At 45.4% G+C, this 21,707-nt stretch carries 17 protein-coding genes; 6 read left to right on the top strand and 11 right to left on the bottom strand.

Features of this window, described 5'->3' with window-relative positions:
- From parE to nudF, 5 genes are all read right to left on the bottom strand, one after another.
- Positions 1–1,881, bottom strand: coding sequence for a DNA topoisomerase IV subunit B (gene parE, locus IQQ51_RS08740; RefSeq protein WP_017061428.1), 1,881 nt, complete (start codon positions 1,879–1,881; stop codon positions 1–3).
- Between the two features lie 239 nt (positions 1,882–2,120).
- The gene (gene yqiA / locus IQQ51_RS08735) at positions 2,121–2,726 is read right to left on the bottom strand and encodes an esterase YqiA (protein ID WP_193840843.1); all 606 of its coding nucleotides are present in this window, start codon (positions 2,724–2,726) and stop codon (positions 2,121–2,123) included.
- A gap of 15 nt (positions 2,727–2,741) precedes the next feature.
- Positions 2,742–3,566 carry a 3',5'-cyclic-AMP phosphodiesterase gene (cpdA, locus tag IQQ51_RS08730; protein ID WP_017061426.1) on the bottom strand — a complete coding sequence of 275 codons (825 nt, stop codon included), beginning with the start codon at positions 3,564–3,566 and terminating at the stop codon, positions 2,742–2,744.
- A gap of 59 nt (positions 3,567–3,625) precedes the next feature.
- A complete protein-coding gene (locus IQQ51_RS08725) occupies positions 3,626–4,066 on the bottom strand; it encodes a DUF1249 family protein (protein WP_008222561.1) in 441 nt (146 codons plus the stop codon).
- 4 nt (positions 4,067–4,070) lie between these two features.
- Entirely contained in the window at positions 4,071–4,700 is a 630-nt protein-coding gene (gene nudF / locus IQQ51_RS08720) for an ADP-ribose diphosphatase (protein WP_017061425.1), read from the bottom strand.
- A gap of 227 nt (positions 4,701–4,927) precedes the next feature.
- Here nudF and tolC point away from each other — a divergent pair, with 227 nt between their 5' ends.
- Positions 4,928–6,256 carry an outer membrane channel protein TolC gene (gene tolC / locus IQQ51_RS08715; protein WP_048614922.1) on the top strand — a complete coding sequence of 443 codons (1,329 nt, stop codon included), beginning with the start codon at positions 4,928–4,930 and terminating at the stop codon, positions 6,254–6,256.
- A 129-nt stretch (positions 6,257–6,385) separates the two neighbouring features.
- Here the strand turns inward: tolC and hldE are convergent, their stop codons facing one another.
- The 3 genes from hldE to IQQ51_RS08700 all read right to left on the bottom strand — a co-directional run bounded on the left by hldE (position 6,386) and on the right by IQQ51_RS08700 (position 12,269).
- A complete protein-coding gene (gene hldE / locus IQQ51_RS08710) occupies positions 6,386–7,816 on the bottom strand; it encodes a bifunctional D-glycero-beta-D-manno-heptose-7-phosphate kinase/D-glycero-beta-D-manno-heptose 1-phosphate adenylyltransferase HldE (protein WP_193840842.1) in 1,431 nt (476 codons plus the stop codon).
- A gap of 121 nt (positions 7,817–7,937) precedes the next feature.
- Entirely contained in the window at positions 7,938–10,787 is a 2,850-nt protein-coding gene (glnE, locus tag IQQ51_RS08705) for a bifunctional [glutamate--ammonia ligase]-adenylyl-L-tyrosine phosphorylase/[glutamate--ammonia-ligase] adenylyltransferase (protein WP_193840841.1), read from the bottom strand.
- A 225-nt stretch (positions 10,788–11,012) separates the two neighbouring features.
- Positions 11,013–12,269, bottom strand: a complete 1,257-nt coding sequence (locus IQQ51_RS08700; protein ID WP_193840840.1) for a methyl-accepting chemotaxis protein — start codon at positions 12,267–12,269, stop codon at positions 11,013–11,015.
- Positions 12,270–12,366: 97 nt separating this feature from the next.
- Here IQQ51_RS08700 and IQQ51_RS08695 point away from each other — a divergent pair, with 97 nt between their 5' ends.
- Entirely contained in the window at positions 12,367–13,116 is a 750-nt protein-coding gene (locus tag IQQ51_RS08695) for a potassium channel family protein (protein ID WP_193840839.1), read from the top strand.
- A gap of 51 nt (positions 13,117–13,167) precedes the next feature.
- On the opposite strand, the gene IQQ51_RS08690 is transcribed toward IQQ51_RS08695, so the two are convergent.
- Entirely contained in the window at positions 13,168–14,685 is a 1,518-nt protein-coding gene (locus IQQ51_RS08690) for an inorganic triphosphatase (RefSeq protein ID WP_017102953.1), read from the bottom strand.
- 207 nt (positions 14,686–14,892) lie between these two features.
- Between IQQ51_RS08690 and IQQ51_RS08685 the strand changes: the two genes are divergently transcribed.
- The 3 genes from IQQ51_RS08685 to IQQ51_RS08675 all read left to right on the top strand — a co-directional run bounded on the left by IQQ51_RS08685 (position 14,893) and on the right by IQQ51_RS08675 (position 17,781).
- Positions 14,893–15,573 carry a TIGR00153 family protein gene (locus IQQ51_RS08685; RefSeq protein WP_010434644.1) on the top strand — a complete coding sequence of 227 codons (681 nt, stop codon included), beginning with the start codon at positions 14,893–14,895 and terminating at the stop codon, positions 15,571–15,573.
- Positions 15,574–15,701: 128 nt separating this feature from the next.
- Complete coding sequence (locus IQQ51_RS08680; protein ID WP_017061418.1) at positions 15,702–16,964, top strand: inorganic phosphate transporter; 1,263 nt, start codon at positions 15,702–15,704, stop codon at positions 16,962–16,964.
- Between the two features lie 205 nt (positions 16,965–17,169).
- The gene (locus IQQ51_RS08675; RefSeq protein ID WP_017062917.1) at positions 17,170–17,781 is read left to right on the top strand and encodes a TIGR04211 family SH3 domain-containing protein; all 612 of its coding nucleotides are present in this window, start codon (positions 17,170–17,172) and stop codon (positions 17,779–17,781) included.
- Positions 17,782–17,886: 105 nt separating this feature from the next.
- Here IQQ51_RS08675 and IQQ51_RS08670 read toward each other — a convergent pair whose 3' ends face one another.
- Both IQQ51_RS08670 and IQQ51_RS08665 read right to left on the bottom strand, forming a co-directional pair.
- Positions 17,887–18,882: a general secretion pathway protein GspB gene (locus tag IQQ51_RS08670; protein ID WP_193840838.1), complete on the bottom strand. Its 996-nt coding sequence runs from the start codon at positions 18,880–18,882 to the stop codon at positions 17,887–17,889.
- Complete coding sequence (locus IQQ51_RS08665) at positions 18,882–20,552, bottom strand: ExeA family protein (protein ID WP_193840837.1); 1,671 nt, start codon at positions 20,550–20,552, stop codon at positions 18,882–18,884. Before IQQ51_RS08665 ends, IQQ51_RS08670 begins: the two co-directional genes overlap by 1 nt.
- Positions 20,553–20,588: 36 nt before the next feature.
- Between IQQ51_RS08665 and IQQ51_RS08660 the strand changes: the two genes are divergently transcribed.
- Positions 20,589–21,707, top strand: a 1,119-nt coding sequence (locus IQQ51_RS08660) for a multifunctional CCA addition/repair protein (RefSeq protein ID WP_228012749.1), incomplete at its 3' end; no start/stop codon positions are given.

The following is a 21,707-nucleotide window of genomic DNA, read 5'->3' as shown; positions in this document are numbered from 1 at the left end:
TTATACCTCGGCCATATCACCGTTAGTCTGTAGCCACGTACGGCGATCATCTGCTCGTTTCTTACCAAGCAGCATGTCCATCATCTCGTTGGTTGCTTCGCTGTCATCAATCGTTAACTGAACAAGGCGACGAGTGTTTGGATCCATGGTGGTTTCACGCAACTGAAGTGGGTTCATTTCACCCAGACCTTTGAATCGTTGCACGTTGATCTTTGCTTTCTTCTGCGATAGTCGCTCAAGCACACCGTCTTTCTCTGCGTCATCAAGTGCGTAGAACACTTCTTTACCGCAATCGATACGATACAGAGGAGGCATTGCCACATAGATATGACCCGCTTCAACTAATGCATGGAAATGGCGGGTAAACAATGCACATAGCAGTGTCGCGATATGAAGACCATCCGAGTCCGCATCGGCAAGGATACAGATCTTACCGTAACGCAGGCCTGATAAATCATCGTTATCTGGGTCGATACCCAGAGCTACCGAGATGTCGTGCACTTCTTGCGAAGCCAATACTTGGTCTGCTGACACTTCCCATGTATTTAGGATCTTACCGCGAAGTGGCATCACCGCTTGAAACTCACGGTCACGTGCTTGTTTAGCAGAACCACCCGCCGAGTCCCCTTCCACGAAGAAGATTTCGGTACGGCTTAAATCTTGAACTGAACAGTCAGTTAGCTTACCCGGCAGTGCTGGGCCTGAAGCGATTTTCTTACGCACAACCTTTTTGCTTGCGCGCATACGGCGGTGTGCATTAGCAATACAAGCTTCTGCTAGCTGTTCTGCCAGTTGTGGCTTTTCGTTCAACCACAGGCTAAACGCATCTTTTACCACACCAGATACAAACGCAGCAGTTTGACGGGAAGACAAGCGCTCTTTTGTTTGACCAGCAAACTGCGGATCTTGCATCTTCACCGATAGTACGTACGAACAGCGATCGAAGATATCGTCGCCCGTTAGCTTAACGCCACGCGGCAGAAGGTTACGGAATTCACAGAACTCACGCATTGCATCAAGAAGACCTTGGCGAAGACCGTTTACGTGTGTACCACCTTGTTTAGTCGGTACTAAGTTCACGTAACTTTCGGTGATCATGTCGCCGCCTTCTGGCTGCCAGATGATCGCCCAGTTTGCCATTTCTGTTTCAGCAACAAATTCGCCAACATACGGTTCTTCAGGCAGCAAGGTGTAACCTTTCACGCCTTCGGCAAGGTAGTCTTTTAGACCATCTTCATAGAACCATTTATGCTCTTCACCACCGACTTTGTCTATAAAGGTAATTTCTAAACCTGGGCAAAGCACTGCTTTTGCACGTAGGTTGTTAATCAGACGAAGTGTCGAAAATTTAGGGCTATCGAAGTACTTAGGATCAGGCCAGAAATGTACTGATGTACCGCTGTTACGATGACCACAAGTGCCCGTTACAGTAAGTTCTGTTACGGCATGACCGCCTTCAAGTGCGATCTCGTGAACTTGACCTTCTCGGCGTACGGTCACTTCAACACGTTTTGACAGCGCGTTTACAACCGAGATACCTACACCGTGCAGACCACCAGAGAACTTATAGTTGTTATTCGAGAATTTACCGCCAGAGTGGAGCTTAGTTAAAATCAGCTCAACACCTGAGATCCCTTTTTCAGGGTGAATATCGACAGGCATACCACGGCCGTCATCGGTAACTTCTAACGATTGGTCTGCATGAAGTACCACTTTGATCTTCTTAGCGTGTCCCGCTAGTGCTTCATCGACCGAGTTATCAATGACTTCTTGGGCAAGGTGGTTAGGTCTTTCTGTCTCGGTATACATTCCCGGGCGGTGTCGCACAGGATCGAGACCTTCAAGTACCTCGAGGTCTTTTGCATTATATTGTTCAGTCATAATACGGAGTTTACTCAAAAAGTTTGCGTCAGTTCGCTGGCTCCAGTTTCACTAAAGCAGAATCATTACTATGAACCGTCATAGTAGAGCGAACGAGCGAAGTATTGGGGAATATAGTCTGGAAGCTGAGTAATGATGTCAAGCTAGTTCAAAAACTAAGACATCAAACTATGATATTTCACCATTGATAGATGAAATAACAGGCAAACAAGAGAAAATCACTTGGTTGGTGGAACAGATTAAAGATTTAGAAAGGTGATGATTTGTTGTGGGTAGCGTTCAAAATCAACAAAGCTATGATCCCCGCCCTCTTCTACTGTCTGTGTTGCACCTTGGTACTTCTCTACCGCTTGTCGGTAATCCAGAACTTCGTCTTCCGTTTGCTGAAGTAACCAGAAGTCGCTCGGCTTAGCGATAGCCGAAACCTCTAACGCCTTCAGTTCATCAATATGCTTTGTTTCCAGTACATATCGTTCATCTGTGTATGGGTTTACTTGTTCACCTAAATAGTCAGCAAGAAGCTCATAAGGCTTCACTACAGGGTTTACAACCACCGCTTTAAAACCATAGTGGCTATTCAACCATGTTGAAAGATAGCCACCCAGCGAGCTACCGACCAACGCTATTTGATATTGCTCTTTGTATTGCTCCACCAGCTGCTGTAAATGAAGTGCCGCTTGCTGGGGGAAACTCGGCAGTTGAGGGGTTACAACTTTAATATCAGCGCGATGCTTCGCACAGTAATCTGCCATCACATTCGCTTTATGAGAACGTGATGAGCTGTTAAACCCATGAATATAGAGAAGTAGTGATGGCTTATTAGCTTGTTGATTAGAGCCTGGCATCAATAACCACCTTCATTAGTAACCAGCAGCCTTAAAATCAGGCAAGAACTGCCCATGAGGCAAACGACGAACTTGCGTGCTAACGGTACCGTCTTGATGTAATTCAATCTCTCTCCAACCCGGAGACAAAGTATCAACCGCGAAGTCATCTGAGTTAGGTTTGAATTGCACACAAGTCGATGGGGTTGCCATGACTTGTACACCATGATGATCTCGGTTCATGTCTTGATGAACATGACCACAAAGTACCGCTTTAACATTGGTGTGCTGTTGAACCACATCCCAAAATTGATCGGCGTCTTTTAGGTTATGTTGATCCAACCATGCGCTGCCAACCAACAATGGATGGTGGTGCAATAGAACCAAGGTATTACGTTCAGGGAACTCCGTCAGCTTTTGTTCTAACAGATCAAGCTGTTGATCGCTGAGGCGACCATGAGGCACACCTACCACCTGCGAGTCTAGCATCACCATCTGCCAGTTATCGCCTAGCAAGACATGCTCAACACACTGTATTTGTGGTGATGGTAAAACACTGCCCATATTAGGCTTAAAGTCATGGTTCCCTGGCAGCCAATAACATGGCTTTTCCAAAGGTTGAATCCCTGACTCAAATTTCTGGTACGACTCAGCACTGTGATCTTGAGAGATATCACCGGTTGCTAAAATCGCTTGATAGTCAAAGCCCTGACTAACAATGCCATCGACTACAGCACGAAAGCTATCTTGAGTGTTGATGCTTAATAAGCTGCCATTGCTCGGCGCAAATAAATGCGTGTCCGTTAGCTGCACAAGCTTAATAGTGCTCTCATCAAATTTTGAAGTGTGTGATAATTCCAAAATAACAAATCCAGATACGTTACTGTTTAGACTTTAAAAGTGTTGATAAATAGGCTCAATTAAAAGGCAATTGGGGTTCGGCTGATACCAGTTTTTAAACAAAACGTTAACCATTCCCCAAGAAATTTATTCAATTGAAATTTCTCGTCCTTTTGCAGAAGCTTAGTGTTGGGATAGTCATATTTCGCTTTGACTCGCGAAAAATCCCCGCTAGCGCACACTTCTGCAACTCGAGCGTCGTGATATAGCCTGACAGACATTTTTGGCAAAGGAAACACTGGCATCGCGTCACTCTGACATATATCTATTAATGTGGTGTATTTTGTGACCTCATTCACTGTCAATTGATACACCATATTAACGGCTTGGTAACAGCGAACGTCACCAACCTCATGCCCAACCGGTAACAAAGCGTTCAGTTTGGCATAGTTAGTCTCGTAAACTCGCATCAATTCAGCAAGATCAACATGATACGGTTTTTTGACCGCGATATTTGGCATGACGTTAATCTATCCACTCTGACTGTAATTCTTGGTAGTTCAATTGTAGCCACTGTAGCGCAATGATTGTGGCTCCATTTTCAAATACACCATCTTTTACCAACTGATAAGCAGCTTCGCGACTCATCACTTGTACACGAATGTCTTCACCTTCGTAGTCCAACCCGTGTACCCCTTTGGCTGTCGTTGCATCAACACAGCCAACAAAGACGTCGAGCTTTTCAGAGCAACCACCAGATGAAGGGTAATACGAAGTAATAGGCAACACAGATCCGACTTCGACTCCGGCTTCTTCCATCGCCTCACGACGAGCGACATCTTGTGGTGATTCATCAGTATCAATGATCCCAGCAACAATTTCGTATTGCCATGGGTTCTCATGCTCTAGGGCACCGACACGGATCTGTTCAACGATCACAACTTCATCACGCACAGGATCATAAGGTAGCAAAGCGGCAGCATGTCCACGCTCAAACATCTCACGCTCTATTGGTTGGCTCCAGCCTCCCTCAAACAGTCTATGTTTAAATGTGTACTTAACCATTTTGAAAAAACCACGAAACAGCGTCTCTTTTGAGACTATTTCCACATCTTGCGGAGTAAACTCATGTCGTTGATTGTCATACTGTTGCATTTGGTACCTCACTAAGTGATCTTTATAGTTTACTCATTGTCCGAGTTAACTACCAAGGATAAGGTTCAACTTTTTATATAAAATTTATAATTAAAGTTAAGTTTTAAAAAATAAATATTGCACAAGTGGACAGTTAACTGTAAAAAAGTGCAAAGTTTCGAGTAAATTACCACCAAACTGGGTTAAACTCTTTTAAAGAAAATTCCATAAAAGGCAGGAATAGGAAAATGAAAAAACTGCTTCCACTATTTATCAGTGCAGCAATTGGCAGCCTGAGTTCGTCAGCTTTTGCTGATACGCTAGCTGAAGTTTACGACCAAGCAAAACAGAACGATCCACAACTTCTTCGTTCAGCAGCGCAGCGCGATGCCGCTTTTGAAGCAGTAACGTCAAGCCGTAGCTCTTTGTTACCGCAAATCAACCTAACTGCGGGATACAATTTAACTCGTGGAGAGACTGATCTTGATGCTGGTCCTACAAACGACAACGATAGAAATGCATTAACTGCTGGTATTAGCTTTTCTCAAGAGCTTTACCAACGCTCTTCTTGGATCACTCTAGACACGGCAGAGAAAACTGCTCGTCAATCTGATTCAGCGTACGCGGCAGAACAACAAGCCTTGATCCTTCGTGTTGCGACAGCATACTTCGAAGTGCTTCGAGCTCAAGATAACCTAGAGTTTGTTCGTGCAGAAAAAGCAGCAGTTGCTCGTCAACTAGAACAAACTAAACAGCGTTTTGAAGTGGGTCTTTCAGCAATCACCGATGTACACGATGCGCAAGCTCAGTACGATGGCGTTTTGGCTGATGAAGTTCTTGCAGAGAACGACCTAACGAATAGCTACGAAGGTCTACGCGAGATTACAGGTCAGGAACACTCTAACCTAAGCATCCTAGATACTGATCGTTTCTCAGCAAGCAAATCTTCTGAATCTGCAGTTGCACTTGTTGAACAAGCAGAACAGAAGAACCTTAGCTTATTGGCTGCACGTATCTCACAAGATATCGCAAAAGACAATATTTCCCTTCAGAGTTCAGGCCATTTACCATCTTTAACACTTGATGGTGGGTATGATTATACTGATATTGGTTCAAGTGCAACTTCCGACGGTACAACAAACGACTTCAATGTTGGCATTAACTTAAACGTTCCTCTTTACACGGGTGGTAGCACAACTTCTTTGACTAAACAGGCTGAATACAACTACGTTGCAGCAAGTGAAGACCTAGAAGCGACTTACCGTAGCGTTGTAAAAGACGTACGTGCATTCAACAACAACATCAGTGCTTCGATCGGTGCTCTACGCGCTTACGAACAGTCTGTAGTGTCTGCTCAGTCTGCTTTAGAAGCAACAGAAGCTGGTTTTGATGTAGGTACTCGTACTATCGTTGACGTACTAGATTCGACTCGTCGTCTTTATGATGCGAACAAAAACCTTTCAGATGCTCGTTACAACTACATCCTAAGTGTACTTCAGCTTCGTCAAGCGGTTGGTACGCTAAGCGAACAAGACATTGTTGATGTAAACGCAGGTCTAAAAGTAGCAAGTAAGTAACTCTTAATTACTCAAGTTACCGTTACAAAAATGCCGCTCATTGAGCGGCATTTTTATTATCGGTTAAAAGCTAATCCTCAGCCTAACTCAAAGTTAAGCCTTGAGACTAGAAAACGAGAAGGCTAAGAGTTAGCCTCGACCACCTTTAATCGCTTTAATGATTTCAGTGGTAGAGCAACCATCTTCAAAGTTAAGTACTTTCACTTCACCACCAGCAGCAATCACTTCCGCACCACCAGCGATATCTTCAGGCTTGTAATCACCACCTTTCACAAGAATACTTGGCAATACTTCAGAGATTAAACGTTGAGGTGTATCTTCAGAGAATGGTACAACCCAATCAACCGCACCTAAGCCAGCCAATACCGCCATACGACGATCAGTTGGGTTCACAGGGCGACCAGGGCCTTTCAAGCGTTTCACTGATTCGTCCGTATTCACCGCAACGATCAAACGATCGCCCAGCTCAGCCGCGTGATTCATGTAAGAAACATGACCAGCATGCAGAATATCAAAGCAGCCATTGGTCATAACTACCTTCTCGCCTTTCGCACGAGCACGCTTCACCGCTTCAACCAGTGCCGCTTCAGAGATAACACCGTAGTCTGTGTCTTGACTACCGTGAATCGCTTCCGCTAACTCAATCGTAGACAGTGTAGATGTACCAAGCTTACCTACTACCACACCCGCAGCAGCGTTCGCCAGTGCACACGCCTCATCCAGTGGCTTACCAGCAGCAACGGAAGCTGCCAGTACCGAGATAACCGTATCGCCGGCCCCCGTCACGTCATACACTTCTTTCGCTTGAGTCGGCAAATGGAATGGTTCTAAACCTTTGCGAAGTAGTGTCATACCATGTTCACTACGAGTCACTAGCAATGCTTCAAAATCAAACTCTTCGATCAGTGCGAGTCCTTTTTCGATCATTTCTTCTTCAGATTTTACTTTGCCAGCCACCAACTCGAACTCAGCCATGTTTGGTGTAAGCAACGTTGCTCCACGGTAGCGTTCAAAGTCTGCGCCTTTCGGGTCGATAAACACAGGAACTTTTGCTGCGCGCGCTTTTTGGATAAAGCTCTGCACGTGCTCCAACGCACCTTTTGCGTAATCAGATAGAATTACCGAGCGCACATTTGGAAGCGCTTGCTCCATACGAGATAAAACAAGCTCAGGATCCGTATTCTCAAATTTATCTTCAAAATCAAGGCGAATTAGCTGCTGACCACGGCTCATCACTCGCAGTTTAGTAATGGTTGGGTAATCTTCTAACTCAACGAAATCACATTTAACCTTTAGTGCGCCTAAGGTATTTTTTAACACCTCAGCAGGCTCATCTTTACCGGTTAAACCAACGATATGAGCATGGCCACCAAGAGAAGCAATATTCATTGCTACGTTGGCTGCACCACCAGGACGCTCTTCGTTATTTTCTACTTTTACAACGGGCACAGGTGCTTCTGGTGAAATACGGCCAGTTGGGCCATACCAGTAACGGTCAAGCATTACGTCACCGACAACAAGAACGCCTGATTGGTTGTAGTCAGGTAGAATTGGTTTCATTATGGATCTCCAAAAATCGAATCTGGCTAGAGTCTAGCACACTGATTACAGAGGCTAAACTATAGATAAATGAGTAAAAGCCTATCAAGATAGACACATCAGTCACTACTGTGTGACTGGATTATGCTTCCATCCACTGCTTCCATGCCTGAACAACATGTTCTCTTTCCATTTCAAACTTTTCAATCGCCACATCCGCATCAAGATTGAGTAGATTACGGTGGTGGATTTCATCTCTTAATGTTGTATAAGCATGGGTTAATGCCATGCCTTGCTGTTCGTCCATAATTCCTTGTGACAACAAGCTTTCGAAGATTCGTACATTATCACACCAACGAGTAAGCTTTGGCTTCTCATTACTGTGTCGAAGCACTAAATATTGCGCCAAGAATTCAATATCGGTAATACCACCCGCATCTTGTTTGAGCATGAATCGATCAGCTTTTTTACCGCCCAAATGGCCGCGCATTTTTTCACGCATATCCACAACGGACTTTTTGAGTGTTGCCTCATCACGCGCTAAGCACAGAACCTCATGACGTGTTTTGTTAAATGCCGAAGCCAATAACTCATCACCATAAATCATGCGAGCGCGAGTCAAGGCTTGGTGTTCCCAAGTCCACGCGTCATTGTGCTGATACTCGTCAAAGGCATCGGTTGGACTCACCAACAGGCCAGATGCACCCGAAGGGCGTAGGCGAGTGTCAACTTCGTACAAAATGCCAGAAGCAGTTCTGGTCGAGAAAATATGAATAATACGCTGTGCCAACCTTAGATAAAATTGGCGTCCATCGATCTCTTTCTTACCATCAGTATAGATGTGTACTGGGCAGTCGTGCATAAACACAATATCGAGATCTGAGTTGTAACCAAGCTCCCACCCACCAACTTTGCCGTAACCGACAACAGCAAAACCTCGGCCTTCTCGATCTTTGACATGGGTCGGTTCACCAAACTTGGCGGATACTTGTAACCAAGCTTGATTGACCCCCGCCTCAACTATCGCTTCGGCTAAGTAGGTCAAATGATCACTGACCTTCATGACAGGTAGAGCACCCGCTATATCCGCGGCTGCAATTCTCAAAATACAGGTCTGCTTAAACTGACGCAGGCCTTCCATCTGTTGCTCCATATCATCTTCAGGGATACGGGCTAGGTAATCACGCAACTCGGTCTTGTAAGACTCTAAAGGCACTGGATTGTAAAGTTGTTGAGGGTCGATAAGTTCATCTAACAGGATTGGATAACGACCCAACTGCTCCGAGATCATCGGACTTGCCGTACATAAACGAACTAACTGAGTCAACGCTGCAGGGTGTTCATCTAGCAGCTCAAGGTAAGTGGTACGCGTAACGATTTTATGCAGCAGATGCAGTACTCGCGACAAACCAAACTCGGCATCCTTAGCGGTGTACAGCGCTTGAAAGACTTTTGGCATCAGTCGATTGAGGACTTCACGCCCGCGTGGACCAAGAGTCTTCTTAGCTAAGTCGGCTTTAAACTGAATAATCGTTTTTGCCGCTTCGGGTGGGCTAGCGACCGCAATATCATGCTCCAGAACATGTTCAATCACGTCTGGTTTATGGGCCATATCCCACAGTTCGCTAAAATGACTCGCGATCGGATTAGCGTCATCTTCATCAACGCCAATTAGGTCTTCGAACACGGTATGTACATTCGCCATATGGGCGCGAGTTGCCACAATCAAGCTATCCCAATCGGAAAATTGCATGGCAACCGCAAGCTGCAATTGTTCGAATTCACCGTCAGGTAAGGTTTGAGTTTGCTTATCAGCCATGGCTTGTAACAGGTTCTCAAGGCGACGCAAAAACAGATAAGCTTCACGTAGGTGCCCCACCTCTTCAGACTCTAGCAGATGAAGGGATTCAATCGCACTTAAGGTTTCGAGTAACCCTCGACCGCGTAAGCTAGGCTCGCGTCCACCACGAATCAATTGGAAAACTTGAGCGATAAATTCCACTTCGCGAATACCACCAGAACCAAGCTTGATGTTGTTCGAGAGACCACGACGACGTACTTCGCTGCTGATCATAGACTTCATTCGGCGCAGAGATTGAATCGCACTAAAATCAATATAACGGCGGAACACAAACGGACGTAACATTTGGCGAAGCTCTTGATACTCCGGATACATCTCACTGCCCATCACACGCGCTTTAACCATAGCGTAGCGTTCCCAATCGCGCCCCTGCTCTTGGTAATAGTCTTCAAGTGCGGCATAGCTCATCACAAGTGGACCACTCTCACCAAACGGGCGCAGGCGCATGTCGACTCGATAGCAGAATCCATCAAAGGTTTGCTGATCAAGCGCCTTGATAATACGTTGCCCCAAACGCGTGAAAAATTGTGCGTTGGCAATGCTGCGTCTTGCACCTTGGGTTTCGCCATTCTCTGGGTAGGTGAAGATCAGATCGATATCGGAAGAGAAGTTAAGCTCACTGCCCCCTAGCTTGCCCATACCAATGATCAGCATAGGTTGTACTTCACCTTGCTCATTACAAGGTGTGCCCCACTCTTTACAACAAATATCGTACTGCCATTGATAGGTCTCGAAGATCATCGCCTCAGCCAACATCGATAGATGATTTAGGCTCTGCTCTAGCTCCCACGAACCCATGAAATCACGCCAAGCAATGTAGGTCATTTCTCGATTGCGGAATTGACGCAGCACGCGCTGGCCGCTCATTTCATCGGCGCAACCAGAAAGTAATTCAGCCAGTCGCTCTCGGTACCCTTCAGCACGCTCTTCACATGCCAACATATCAGGTAAGTCACCACATAAAGCCGTATCACGCTGCAGGCAATCACCAATAAAACCGCTTAAACCAAGTACACGTTTAAGATCTTCAGTCAGTGGCTCAGACCAAGTATTGATGGCTTCACTTTGATGCTCTAATAATTGCTCAAAAGCAGACTGGGAGTGAGTGATGAGTTGAGAAGGCAATGGCATGTTTCTTCCTTGTGTAAGCTGCGCGCCGAACAATCGGTTTATCGATTCAGTTCTTCAATAACGAGTTTTCATAACTAAAGGTAAGTTATACCAAAGTTACGCCAATAAAAAACGCCCACATTAGCAATGTGGGCGTTTTATCGGTTAACTTATCTGGTTGAGCTTACAACCGAGAAACAGTCTCTGGGAATAAGCCTTTGACGGATGAAGATTAGGTGCTGAGGACTAAACCTTAAATTGCTTAATCTTACCGTCGAGTTCTTGCGCGTTGCTTTCCATCAGCTGAGAAGTCTCTAACAGCTCACCAACCACTACCACAGAAGCTTCAACAAGCTCGCGAACATTGGTTAGGTTAACACTCATCTCTTCAGCAACACTGCTCTGTTGGCCTGCAGCCGTTGCGATTTGGAAGTTCATATCATTGATTTGATTGACTTGGCTTACGATGCCATCAAGCTCTGTTCCTGCATTGGTTACCAGATCAACGCCTTCCGCCGCTTCTACAACACTCTTCTCCATCAGCTCTACCGCAGAATTAGCGCTGCTTTGTAGATGACTGATCATGTCTTGAATCTCTACCGTTGCTTGCTGAGTACGCTGCGCAAGGTTACGAACCTCGTCGGCAACAACCGCAAAACCACGACCTGCTTCACCTGCACGTGCCGCTTCAATCGCAGCGTTCAATGCTAATAGGTTTGTTTGTTCTGAAATGCCTTGGATAGTACCAACCACACTACCAATTGAGTCAACGCGCTCTTCTACTTGGTTTACCGCGGCTGCAGATGCTGCGATATCTGAAGATAGCTCACTCATCTTAGACACTGACCCTTGAACGAACTTCTGGCCAGTAAGAGCTTGGCCTGATGCCTGCTCAGTCAATGACGAAGCGCTTTGTGCGTGCTCAGCAACAGTTTGTACCGTAGACGTCATCTCACTCATTGCTGTTGCCAGTTGATCGATCTCGTTGAACTCTTCTTGAGCTGACTCTTTGGTTTCAGACATGCTGATGGTCATCACTTCCGTCAGAGCAAACAGCTCATCAGAAGAGGCCACCTGAGTTTTGATCATATCGTTCAGTTGAACGCGAGTTTTTTCAAGTTCACGTGCCACATCGCCGTATTCATCTTTACAGTCCATTTGAATCGACACTGATAAGTTCTTGTCTGCCATGGTTTTAATGGCGTCATTAAGGTATTGAGTCTGGCGCAGCATAACGCGCGCCGCTGCTAATAGAAGAACCACAAACACAATGATCATTAAGGCTGTTTGCCAAGCCACTTGAACTAGGTAAGTCTCGTAATGCTGTTGTGCGACTTGCGCATTGTTAGTTACAGCAAGCAATGAATCGTAAAACGTACTTGCGTCCCATAGCTGCTTCGAAATGATCAAGATAGTGCTGAATATCATCAACATGACCATTTTTGGAACGAGACGAACGTCAGAGATTATCCTTTCCCACGGCTTGAATGACAGTTTAGTCATTGTCAGTTCTCCATTAATTCTTATATATTGATGGCTTCTATATCCGCGAGGTGGCTATGTCAGTCAAAGTTCGCGATTTATTTTGAGCCTCGTATGAATGTTGAATAATACCAAAGACGCTACCAAGCCGATGAGCTTATTGTCACTGATTCTCTCTTTCTTAGCGTTATTTGTGATCTCAGGCTTATTGTTCGTACCGATCGATAAAGAATCGAAACAAGTCCTTATCGGCCTCGATTTTATAATCTGTAGTGTTTTTCTTTTTCAGCTCACAATTGATCTATTCAGATCACAAAACAAAAAAGAATATCTAAAAATACACTGGATCGATTTCTTAGCAAGCATCCCAATGATCGAGCCTCTTCGTTTCGCTCGCATTTTTCAGATCCTGCGTGTCATTCTTGTGCTTCGCTCGGGGAAACGTGTTTTCAGAGAGCTATTCCGCAATCGCAAAGAAACCACCCTCGCCTCAATTATATTGTTACTGGTCATTCTCCTGACCATTGGAGCTGGAACAATATTGCTGTTAGAGCACAAAGATCCCAATGCCAACATCACCACTGGGCAAGATGCTTTATGGTGGGCTTTCGTTACTATCAGTACGGTGGGATATGGCGATCATTATCCAGTCACGAGCTCAGGAAAATTAGTCGCGTCTCTGGTGATCATTTGCGGTGTCGGTGTGTTTGGTATGATTTCAGGCTTGATGACTTCTTTGATCACCTCCCCAACTCACCATGAGAATCAACGAGCGGAAAACAAAGAGAAACACCTTGAGAAGATCATCGAGCAGCAACAGAAGATCTTAGAGCGACTCGAAAAACTTGAGCAACAAACAAAAAAATAGGGCCGGAGCCCTATTTTCAAATTCATACTTATATTGATACAGGTATCGAGCTTAGTCTTGCCAGTATGGCTCAACCTCAACACTGATTTGGCGTGTCTGTTCCATCGCATGCAGAATGGACACTTCTTGACGAGCCAACCAACGCTCTAGCTGAACCTTCTCATCGCCTTCCAACTTCTCAGTCAAAGGCTCTAATGTTTTAAGTGCCAGCAAGTCATCAATGCCTTGCACCATATCGGCCCATGGCAAGCGAAAGCTGTTTCGCTCAGCGTCATCATATAAACTCGCGAAACCAACACCAGAATACAGATTACGCATCAAACGGTATTGCTGCTCAATATACGCTTGGCTGGTCATCACTCGCTCTGGCGGGAAAGCTTCCATCAAGTCTGCCCATGTGCGATCGAGTTGCTGCACAGAAAACCATTCGATACCACGACCCATTTGCTCACGCGCTTTCTCATCTAAGAAAGGCTGCCAGCCACGAGACAAGATCCAACGGCTCAAATCTAACAATAAACCGGTGTAACGAGCAGAGCTCAACAAGGTAAGCAGATCTTCACGATCAGGCAGTTGCTCTTGCATCTCTTTAAGCTCAGCGACTAAGAACTTACGCGCATCGAGTTTACGCAGCACGTGTCCTTTATCTTCCAGCAAGTCTTCGAAGTGATCATAGCTTTTCAGCCAGTCGAGCTCTTGCTCAAGCCACTTCAACTCTTGACGTAAAATAGCACTCGCACGTCTAGGGACAATGCCACCATAAATGGTGAAAGTCTGGCGGATAAAGCTCAGTGAATGACTGATCTCATGTAGCGCTTCAATCGATTGGCGCTCAGTGAAAATCTGCTCGTGATAGTGCCAATGAGCGAGAGCATGCTCTAAAGATTGAATGAAACACGATTCAACGGTATCACTTTTGTCAGTATCAACTAAGGTCAAAGGAGTGACTTCATCTCCTTGATAACCTTGGGCAAGGCGGTAACCCTTAGCTGCTTTGCTTAGGTTACCCAAACGCATACCACCTTGTTCGCAGAATTGGCGAGACAATGTAAATAGTGCATCCGTCTGACCGGATTTAAGTTCCAATTCAACTTCGCAAATCGGTTCTTGCAGGTCGCCTGATTCAACAAAGCCTTGATCGAATGCGACCTCGACTTGGCTACCATCAGGCATACCAATCAACCACTGCTCACGCGTGAAGTTAGTAGAGAACAGAGGAGTCAGCTCAGCTTGCAGCGTTTCGATGTCTTTACCCGCTGGCCAGATATCCTCTGGATGCAGGGCTAGCTTAGGTTCGTTGCTGTCGTGTTCTGCATTGTATTCAGGCCTTTGATGCAGGCCAGCAACCACACGACCAGCAGTCTTTACGGTTTGTACAAATACGTCATCAAAGCGTCGAATGCGTAAGCCTGTATCGTGCTTACGTAGCCAGTTGTCAGCGGTGTCAAAGTAGATGTTACCTAGCTCACGACAACTGTGCTGAAGTACTTTAGTTTCAGCAATTTTATTGCGTAAAGTCTCTGAAAATTCAGGAGAAACAAAAAACTTCAGTTCTATCTCGGTTTCCATAGTTATACCTTTCTGTGAAGATAGGGACAGGATATTGCCAATTTGAAAAGTCGGCAAGTCAGAAATATCGCCCTTATGATGATCTAAAACAGTTTTAATGAGAGATTGATTAGGTTAACATGCGCGACTTTGTAGCCATCGCTTAACATTTCACCATGAATATGGTGTATGTTGTTTTAAGGTTATTATTTATTAGGTTGGATGACCATGCCAGTAAATACAATTATGGGGTTATTTGCAAAGTCCCCAATTAAACCTTTGCAGCGTCACGTAGTATGCGTGAACGAATGTTGTTCTCACCTAGTTAATTTCTTTGAAGTTTCTTCAAAAGGTGACTGGGAAAAAGCATCAGAAATTCGAGCTCAAATTTCTCACCTTGAGAAAGAAGCTGACGTACTAAAACGTGAAATTCGCCTTAAACTTCCTCGTGGTTTGTTTATGCCAGTTGATCGCACCGATATGTTGGAGCTATTAACGCAACAAGACAAACTCGCAAACCTAGCGAAAGACATTGCTGGCCGTGTGTATGGTCGTCAACTTGTCATTCCTGCTCCAATGCAAGAAAACTTCATCGCTTACGTTAAACGTTGTCTAGATGCAGCGAACCAAGCACAAAACGTAATCAATGAATTAGACGAATTACTTGAAACTGGCTTTAAAGGCCGTGAAGTAACACTCGTTGCCGAAATGATTCATCAATTAGATGTAATTGAAGATGACACGGATGCGATGCAGATCGAACTACGCCAACAACTAATGGCAATTGAAGGCGATCTGAATCCAGTTGATATCATGTTCTTATACAAAATTCTTGAATGGGTTGGTGGTATTGCAGATCAAGCACAGCGTGTAGGCGCTCGTCTTGAAGTAATGCTTTCTCGATCTTAAATCATACGTTAACCATATAACGAAGAGCATTTTTTGAACAAACCACTTATGCGCTGAGTATTTCTCTCGCTGAGCGGTTTTTTGCGTCTAAATTTGTTCCGCTTGTTATCAAACAACTAGGTATTACGATGGATATCCTTGCTAACTACGGCACTGTCCTGATTATTGTTGCAGCAGCTTTCGGTTTCTTGATGGCTATTGGTATTGGTGCAAATGACGTTGCGAACGCAATGGGCACCTCAGTAGGCTCTAAAGCTCTAACCGTTAAACAAGCGATCATTATCGCAATGATCTTTGAATTCGCAGGTGCTTACCTTGCGGGCGGCGAAGTAACAGACACGATCCGTAAAGGTGTTATCGAAACGTCTCTATTCGCTCATCAACCTGATGTACTTGTGTACGGCATGATGTCAGCACTTCTTGCTGCTGGTACATGGCTACTTCTCGCTTCTTACATGGGCTGGCCTGTTTCTACGACTCACTCAATCATCGGTGCAATCATCGGTTTTGCGTGTATTTCTGTAGGTACTGAAGCTGTAGACTGGAACAGTGTTCAAGGTATTGTGGGCAGTTGGATTATCACACCCGTTATTTCCGGCTTCTTCGCTTACGTCATATTTGTAAGTGCTCAACGACTGATTTTTGATACAGAGAACCCGCTATTTAACGCGAAACGCTTTGTACCGGTATACATGTTCATTACAACAATGGTAATTGCACTTGTAACCATCAAGAAAGGTCTTAAGCACGTTGGTCTGCACCTAAGCAACACTGAAGCATGGGTTTGGGCTGCAGGCGTTTCTGCGCTTGTTATGATCGGCGGTTACCTATACATCCAGAAGAAATTCGCTAACCGCGAAGAAGACCACGGCTTTGCAGGTGTTGAAGGTATCTTCAGCGTACTTATGGTTATCACAGCTTGTGCGATGGCATTTGCACACGGTTCAAACGACGTTGCGAACGCGATTGGTCCACTGTCTGCTGTTGTATCAACCGTTGAGCACATGGGTGAAATCACAGGTAAGAGTACTATCGCATGGTGGATTCTTCCTCTAGGTGGTTTCGGTATCGTTGTTGGTCTTGCAACAATGGGTCATAAAGTAATGGCAACCGTTGGTACTGGTATTACAGAACTAACACCAAGCCGTGGCTTTGCTGCACAACTTGCAACTGCATGTACAGTTGTACTAGCTTCAGGTACTGGCCTTCCAATCTCTACTACACAAACACTCGTTGGTGCAGTATTAGGTGTTGGTTTTGCACGTGGTATCGCAGCACTAAACTTAGGCGTTGTACGTAATATCGTGGCTTCTTGGATTGTGACATTGCCAGCTGGTGCTCTACTAGCTGTTGTGTTCTTCTACGGAATTCAAGCTGCGTTTACTATGTAATCGCAACTGCGTTAGTGAATACTAGCGTCAGAACAGTGTGAGCTTCAGTAGCGATATGTAAATGCCATGTCATTATTGACTCAAACGCACAGAAAGGGAGGCTTTGCCTCCCTTCTTTGTTGCACCGCATAAAGAAACTAAATATTATTTGCTGATTGAGGCTGACTCATACGCCTACCCAATTTGAATCGTTAAGGGATTTACTGTGAAAAAACTGATTAGCTTAGTTTTGTTCGCAATGCTTGCGGCTCCAGCTGCCTTTGCACAAGACCGTTATATTGCTGACAAACTATTTACTTATATGCATTCTGGCCCAAACAACACATTCCGTATCATCGGTAGTGTTGATGCTGGTGAAAAGATTACATTCCTACAAACTAACAAGAGTACGGGTTACACCCAGATTCAAGACAACCGTGGCCGTAAAGGTTGGGTTGAAAGCAAGTTTGTAAGCACTCAAGAAAGCATGGCACTGCGTATGCCTAAGCTAGAGAAAGAGCTGACGGAAGTTAAAGGTAAGCTAGCGAATGCTCGTCAGAGTGCTGACAGCGAAAAAGCTGGCCTAGCAAGCTCTCTAGATTCTCGTAACAAGCAGATCGCTGAACTAGAACAGAACTACAGTGAAATTAGCCAACAGCTAACGAGCTCTCAAACAGAGAACCGTGAACTGCGCGCTAAGCTAGACACTCAAAAAGACGACCTTCTATTGAAGTACTTCATGTATGGCGGTGGTGTTGCGGGTATTGGTCTACTTCTCGGCCTTGTTCTGCCACACATCATGCCTCGTCGCAGAAAATCACCAAACGGTTGGGCGTAGACGTAACGCTTGTATCAGGTACAGTAAATTCAGTATCGAATATCAAAAAGGAGCACCGAGGTGCTCCTTTTTATTTGTCTGTTATCTAGATGCCTTTAGAGCTCGCTAGCCTTTCCACTCGTACAGAGCCGGGATTTCTATCTTCTGCTGATTGAACTCTATGATCACCGATTGTGGCTTAATCTCCAGTAATTGAATGTCTTGTCCAATCCAATCTCCTTGCGCCACTTCTTGACCGTTCACTTTTACCCAACGCTTGGTTTCGCTACTCGAGTACATATGGGTTTGTAGGTCTAACTTAGGTAATACACCTGATAAGCTATTGGTGTGCGTTTCCAACTCAATGACCTGAGAACCTCTTTGCCCTGCGGGTCTAGAGTCCATCGGCTCAGGAGCGCTTTGTTGCTCACCCATAATGGATTCAAGCTTCAATGCCAAATCAGGAGGCAACTCACTGAGGTCTAGCCCTTGCAGCAGATCACTGTCAGATTGTAAGTCACTATTTGCTTGCTGATCAGTGCTTGATTGCCGATCAGTCGTTTCATCGCTCGCGCTTGGTTGAACAAGTGACGGCTCAGAACTGGCTGTCATTTGAGTGTTGTTATCAGCATTCGCGAAGATCACCGCTGAGCCACCAGCGGTGTTTGCACTATTAGCCCCATAATCAATCTGTGCATACATCTCTTGCCTTGGCAGCGCTTTCAACGGTTGGCTCGCCGGTGCAGGACGAACGGCGAACAACGCATCTTCTACCTCAGACACGGCATCGGTGCTTGCTATATCAGCATCCGCAATTTCAAGATCAACGTTTGATTGAGTCGTTGATTCTAGCAGAGATACATTGGCAGCTTTGTTCACGGCTTCTTGTTGTTGGCTGCTATACGATTGATAAGCCAGAACGCCACCCACCAACAAAGAAGGAACCAAGATTAAGAGCAATCCCATTGCTAACGATGAACCTCGTTTGTTGCTCATCACTTTTGCTGAATTAGGAACATGATGATTCTGGTAGCCTTTGAAGCTTGGTTTGCTAAGAGAGTGCTGATTAATAGACGACTGTTTTCCAGAGGAGTGTTTAAGTTCGTGCATAATACGTGACATTAGCTTTCGCCCCCTTCTAGTGACATCAGCTTAGGCGAATCGAGTTGAGCTAATCTCTGCAGTCTTGCCAAGGTGCGCTTACCAGCGATGCCATCAACCGACATACCCTGCCACGTTTGAAATGCTTCGATTTTCATTTTTAACTCATAATCAAATACATCACTGCCGGAAACAACCTCTCCTAATACTTCAGAAAGCAGTAGATCAAGCAAAGCAACCGCTTCACCTTGATAGCCCTCTTTAAGGGTCTCTCGCAGCGGCTGTTTCCAAATAGCGACATAATCGCCTTGCCAGATTTGCTCTAAGGATTGCTTCGGCATCACCAACAGCTTTTCATTCACCAGTAACTCGACAGAATCCTCAGACACGCCATACAGCACAGCAAACACTGGCTTTTGGTCTATGTCGAGATTAAGTACCACAGGCACGCCTAGTTCTAACAATGTATCCAAATTGGCCTGTTGCTGCTCGCATACAAAGACACTTTGTGGCTCACTTAAGCACAAGCCATCACGCAGTGAAGATTGATATCCCCACAGCGTATACAAGTCTTTGATAGCAAGAGAACGATTGGTCCCCTGCATCAAATGTTGTTGAATGTGTTGTGGCAATTCAAATTTGGCAGGTTTTGGTTCAGCAACCAGCTTAGGAACATCTGATACTAAAGAACGCTGAGTGCGTGCTAACACTTCAGTCTTCACTTCACCTGAAGTTTCGGCAGATAGCCATGAATTGATATAGCTTGGAGCGAAATTAAAGGTCGCAATTGCAAGACCAACGCTTAACGTCGCAATCCCTGCGTATTGGAATAACTTGGGCGCAACACGAGAAGTTCGAGGTTTCTCGACGTGATACACATCGGCCTGAAAGGACATAACCTGCTGACATGCTCGGTTAACCGTTTCATTGCTCGGTAGCTGCTCTCCATCATGAAAAGCCAACTGCAGTGCTTTGTCGCACACCAAGTTAATGAGCCTTGGAATACCATGCGTATATTGAGCAATCAGCTTGATAGAACGGTTCGAAAACAACATTTGCTCGCCACCCGCCGTCTCCAAACGAAACGCGATGTACTTGCCCGTTTCCTCAGTATTAAGAGGCAGTAAGTGATAACGACCAGTAATGCGCTGCGCTAGCTGACGTAGCTGCGTAGTTTGTAAGTGCTGTTGCAATTCAGGTTGGCCGACCAACAGTACTTTTAACAACTTACGACTGTCGGTTTCCAAGTTTGTTAGCAGGCGTAGCTGCTCCAACACATCGGCAGCGAGGTGTTGGGCTTCATCTATTACCAATAGGGTTTGAATGCCTTCGGCATGGCTATCAAGTAGAAAATAATGAATAGCCTGACTGAGCTGTTTCAACGATGCCTGTTCTGGGTACTCGACCTCAAACTCATCGCAGATAGCTTCAAGTAAATCCGTATTTGAAAACGTAGGGTTAAGTATAAGGCCAGCCTGAGTATGACTATCCAATGAAGACAACATCGCCTTAGCGACCGTTGTTTTCCCTGTACCAACCTCACCAGTAAGCATCGCAAAGCCCCCACCCTCGCCTAAACCGGCTTGTAGGTTCTGCATCGCTTCTTGATGGCGCTGACTCAAAAACAAGTAGCGAGAATTTGGTACAATCGAAAATGGCATCTCAACGAAGCCAAAATATTCCTTATACATGTGCTGCCCTATAATTACGATTAATGGAAAGTACCATTGCTTGCAGTAAAGTCCAGCAGTGATAAAACATTTCGAGGTGATAAGTTGCAAATTTACGATAGCCTACCAAAAGACAACGGGCTACAACGCTATCTAGTCGGTGGAGCAGTGCGCGATAAGCTGCTCAATATTGATAGTTATGATAGAGACTGGGTCGTGGTAGGGAGTACCCCTCAACAGATGGAAAACCTTGGCTTTACTGCTGTGGGAAAAGATTTCCCCGTATTCTTGCACCCAAAAACCAAAGAAGAGCACGCACTGGCTCGCACTGAGAGAAAATCCGGTTCCGGTTACACTGGCTTTGAGTGCTACTTCGCTCCAGACGTGAGTTTGGAAGAAGATCTGATGCGTCGAGATCTGACCATCAACGCTATCGCTCAAGATGATAAAGGCCAACTTCACGATCCTTACCATGGTCAGAAAGATCTCTCAGATCGTATCTTAAGACATGTTTCAGACGCTTTTGTTGAAGACCCTCTTCGTGTGCTGCGTGTGGCTCGCTTCGCCGCCAAGCTTCACCATCTTAACTTCACGGTTGCACCTGAAACCATGGATATGATGAGTGAGATCGTTCAATCTGGTGAGCTGGCACACCTCACTGCAGAGCGAGTTTGGCAAGAGTGGCATAAGTCTCTTAGTACGCCGCACCCTGAAGTGTTCCTCTCTGTATTGAAAGAGTGTGGTGCATTGGCAGTCGTATTACCTGAGATTGACGCTCTATTTGGCGTCCCTCAACCTGAAAAGTGGCACCCTGAAATCGACACCGGGATTCACACGCTGATGGTTGCTCAACAAGCAGCGCTATTAAGCCCATCGTTACCAGTACGCTTTGCTGCTCAAGTGCATGATTTAGGTAAAGGCGTCACGCCAGAAAGCGAATGGCCAAGCCACAAAATGCATTGCCACACAGGTTTGAAGATCATTAAGAAGCTGTGTGAGAGAGTCAGAGTGCCCAATGAGTTCAGAGATCTTGCGTTGTTAGTGTGCGAGCAGCATTCTAATATCCACCGCGCAGGTGAACTTAAGCCAACCACCTTTCTCAAGGTTCTCAACAAGTTTGATGTTTGGCGTAAGCCAGATAGACTCGACGATATACTGCTTTGCTGCCAAGCCGAT

Source organism: Vibrio sp. OPT18 (genome assembly GCF_015163615.1).
Classification (GTDB): Bacteria; Pseudomonadota; Gammaproteobacteria; order Enterobacterales; family Vibrionaceae; genus Vibrio; species Vibrio coralliirubri.
This window is presented reverse-complemented; position numbering and strand designations above follow the sequence as displayed.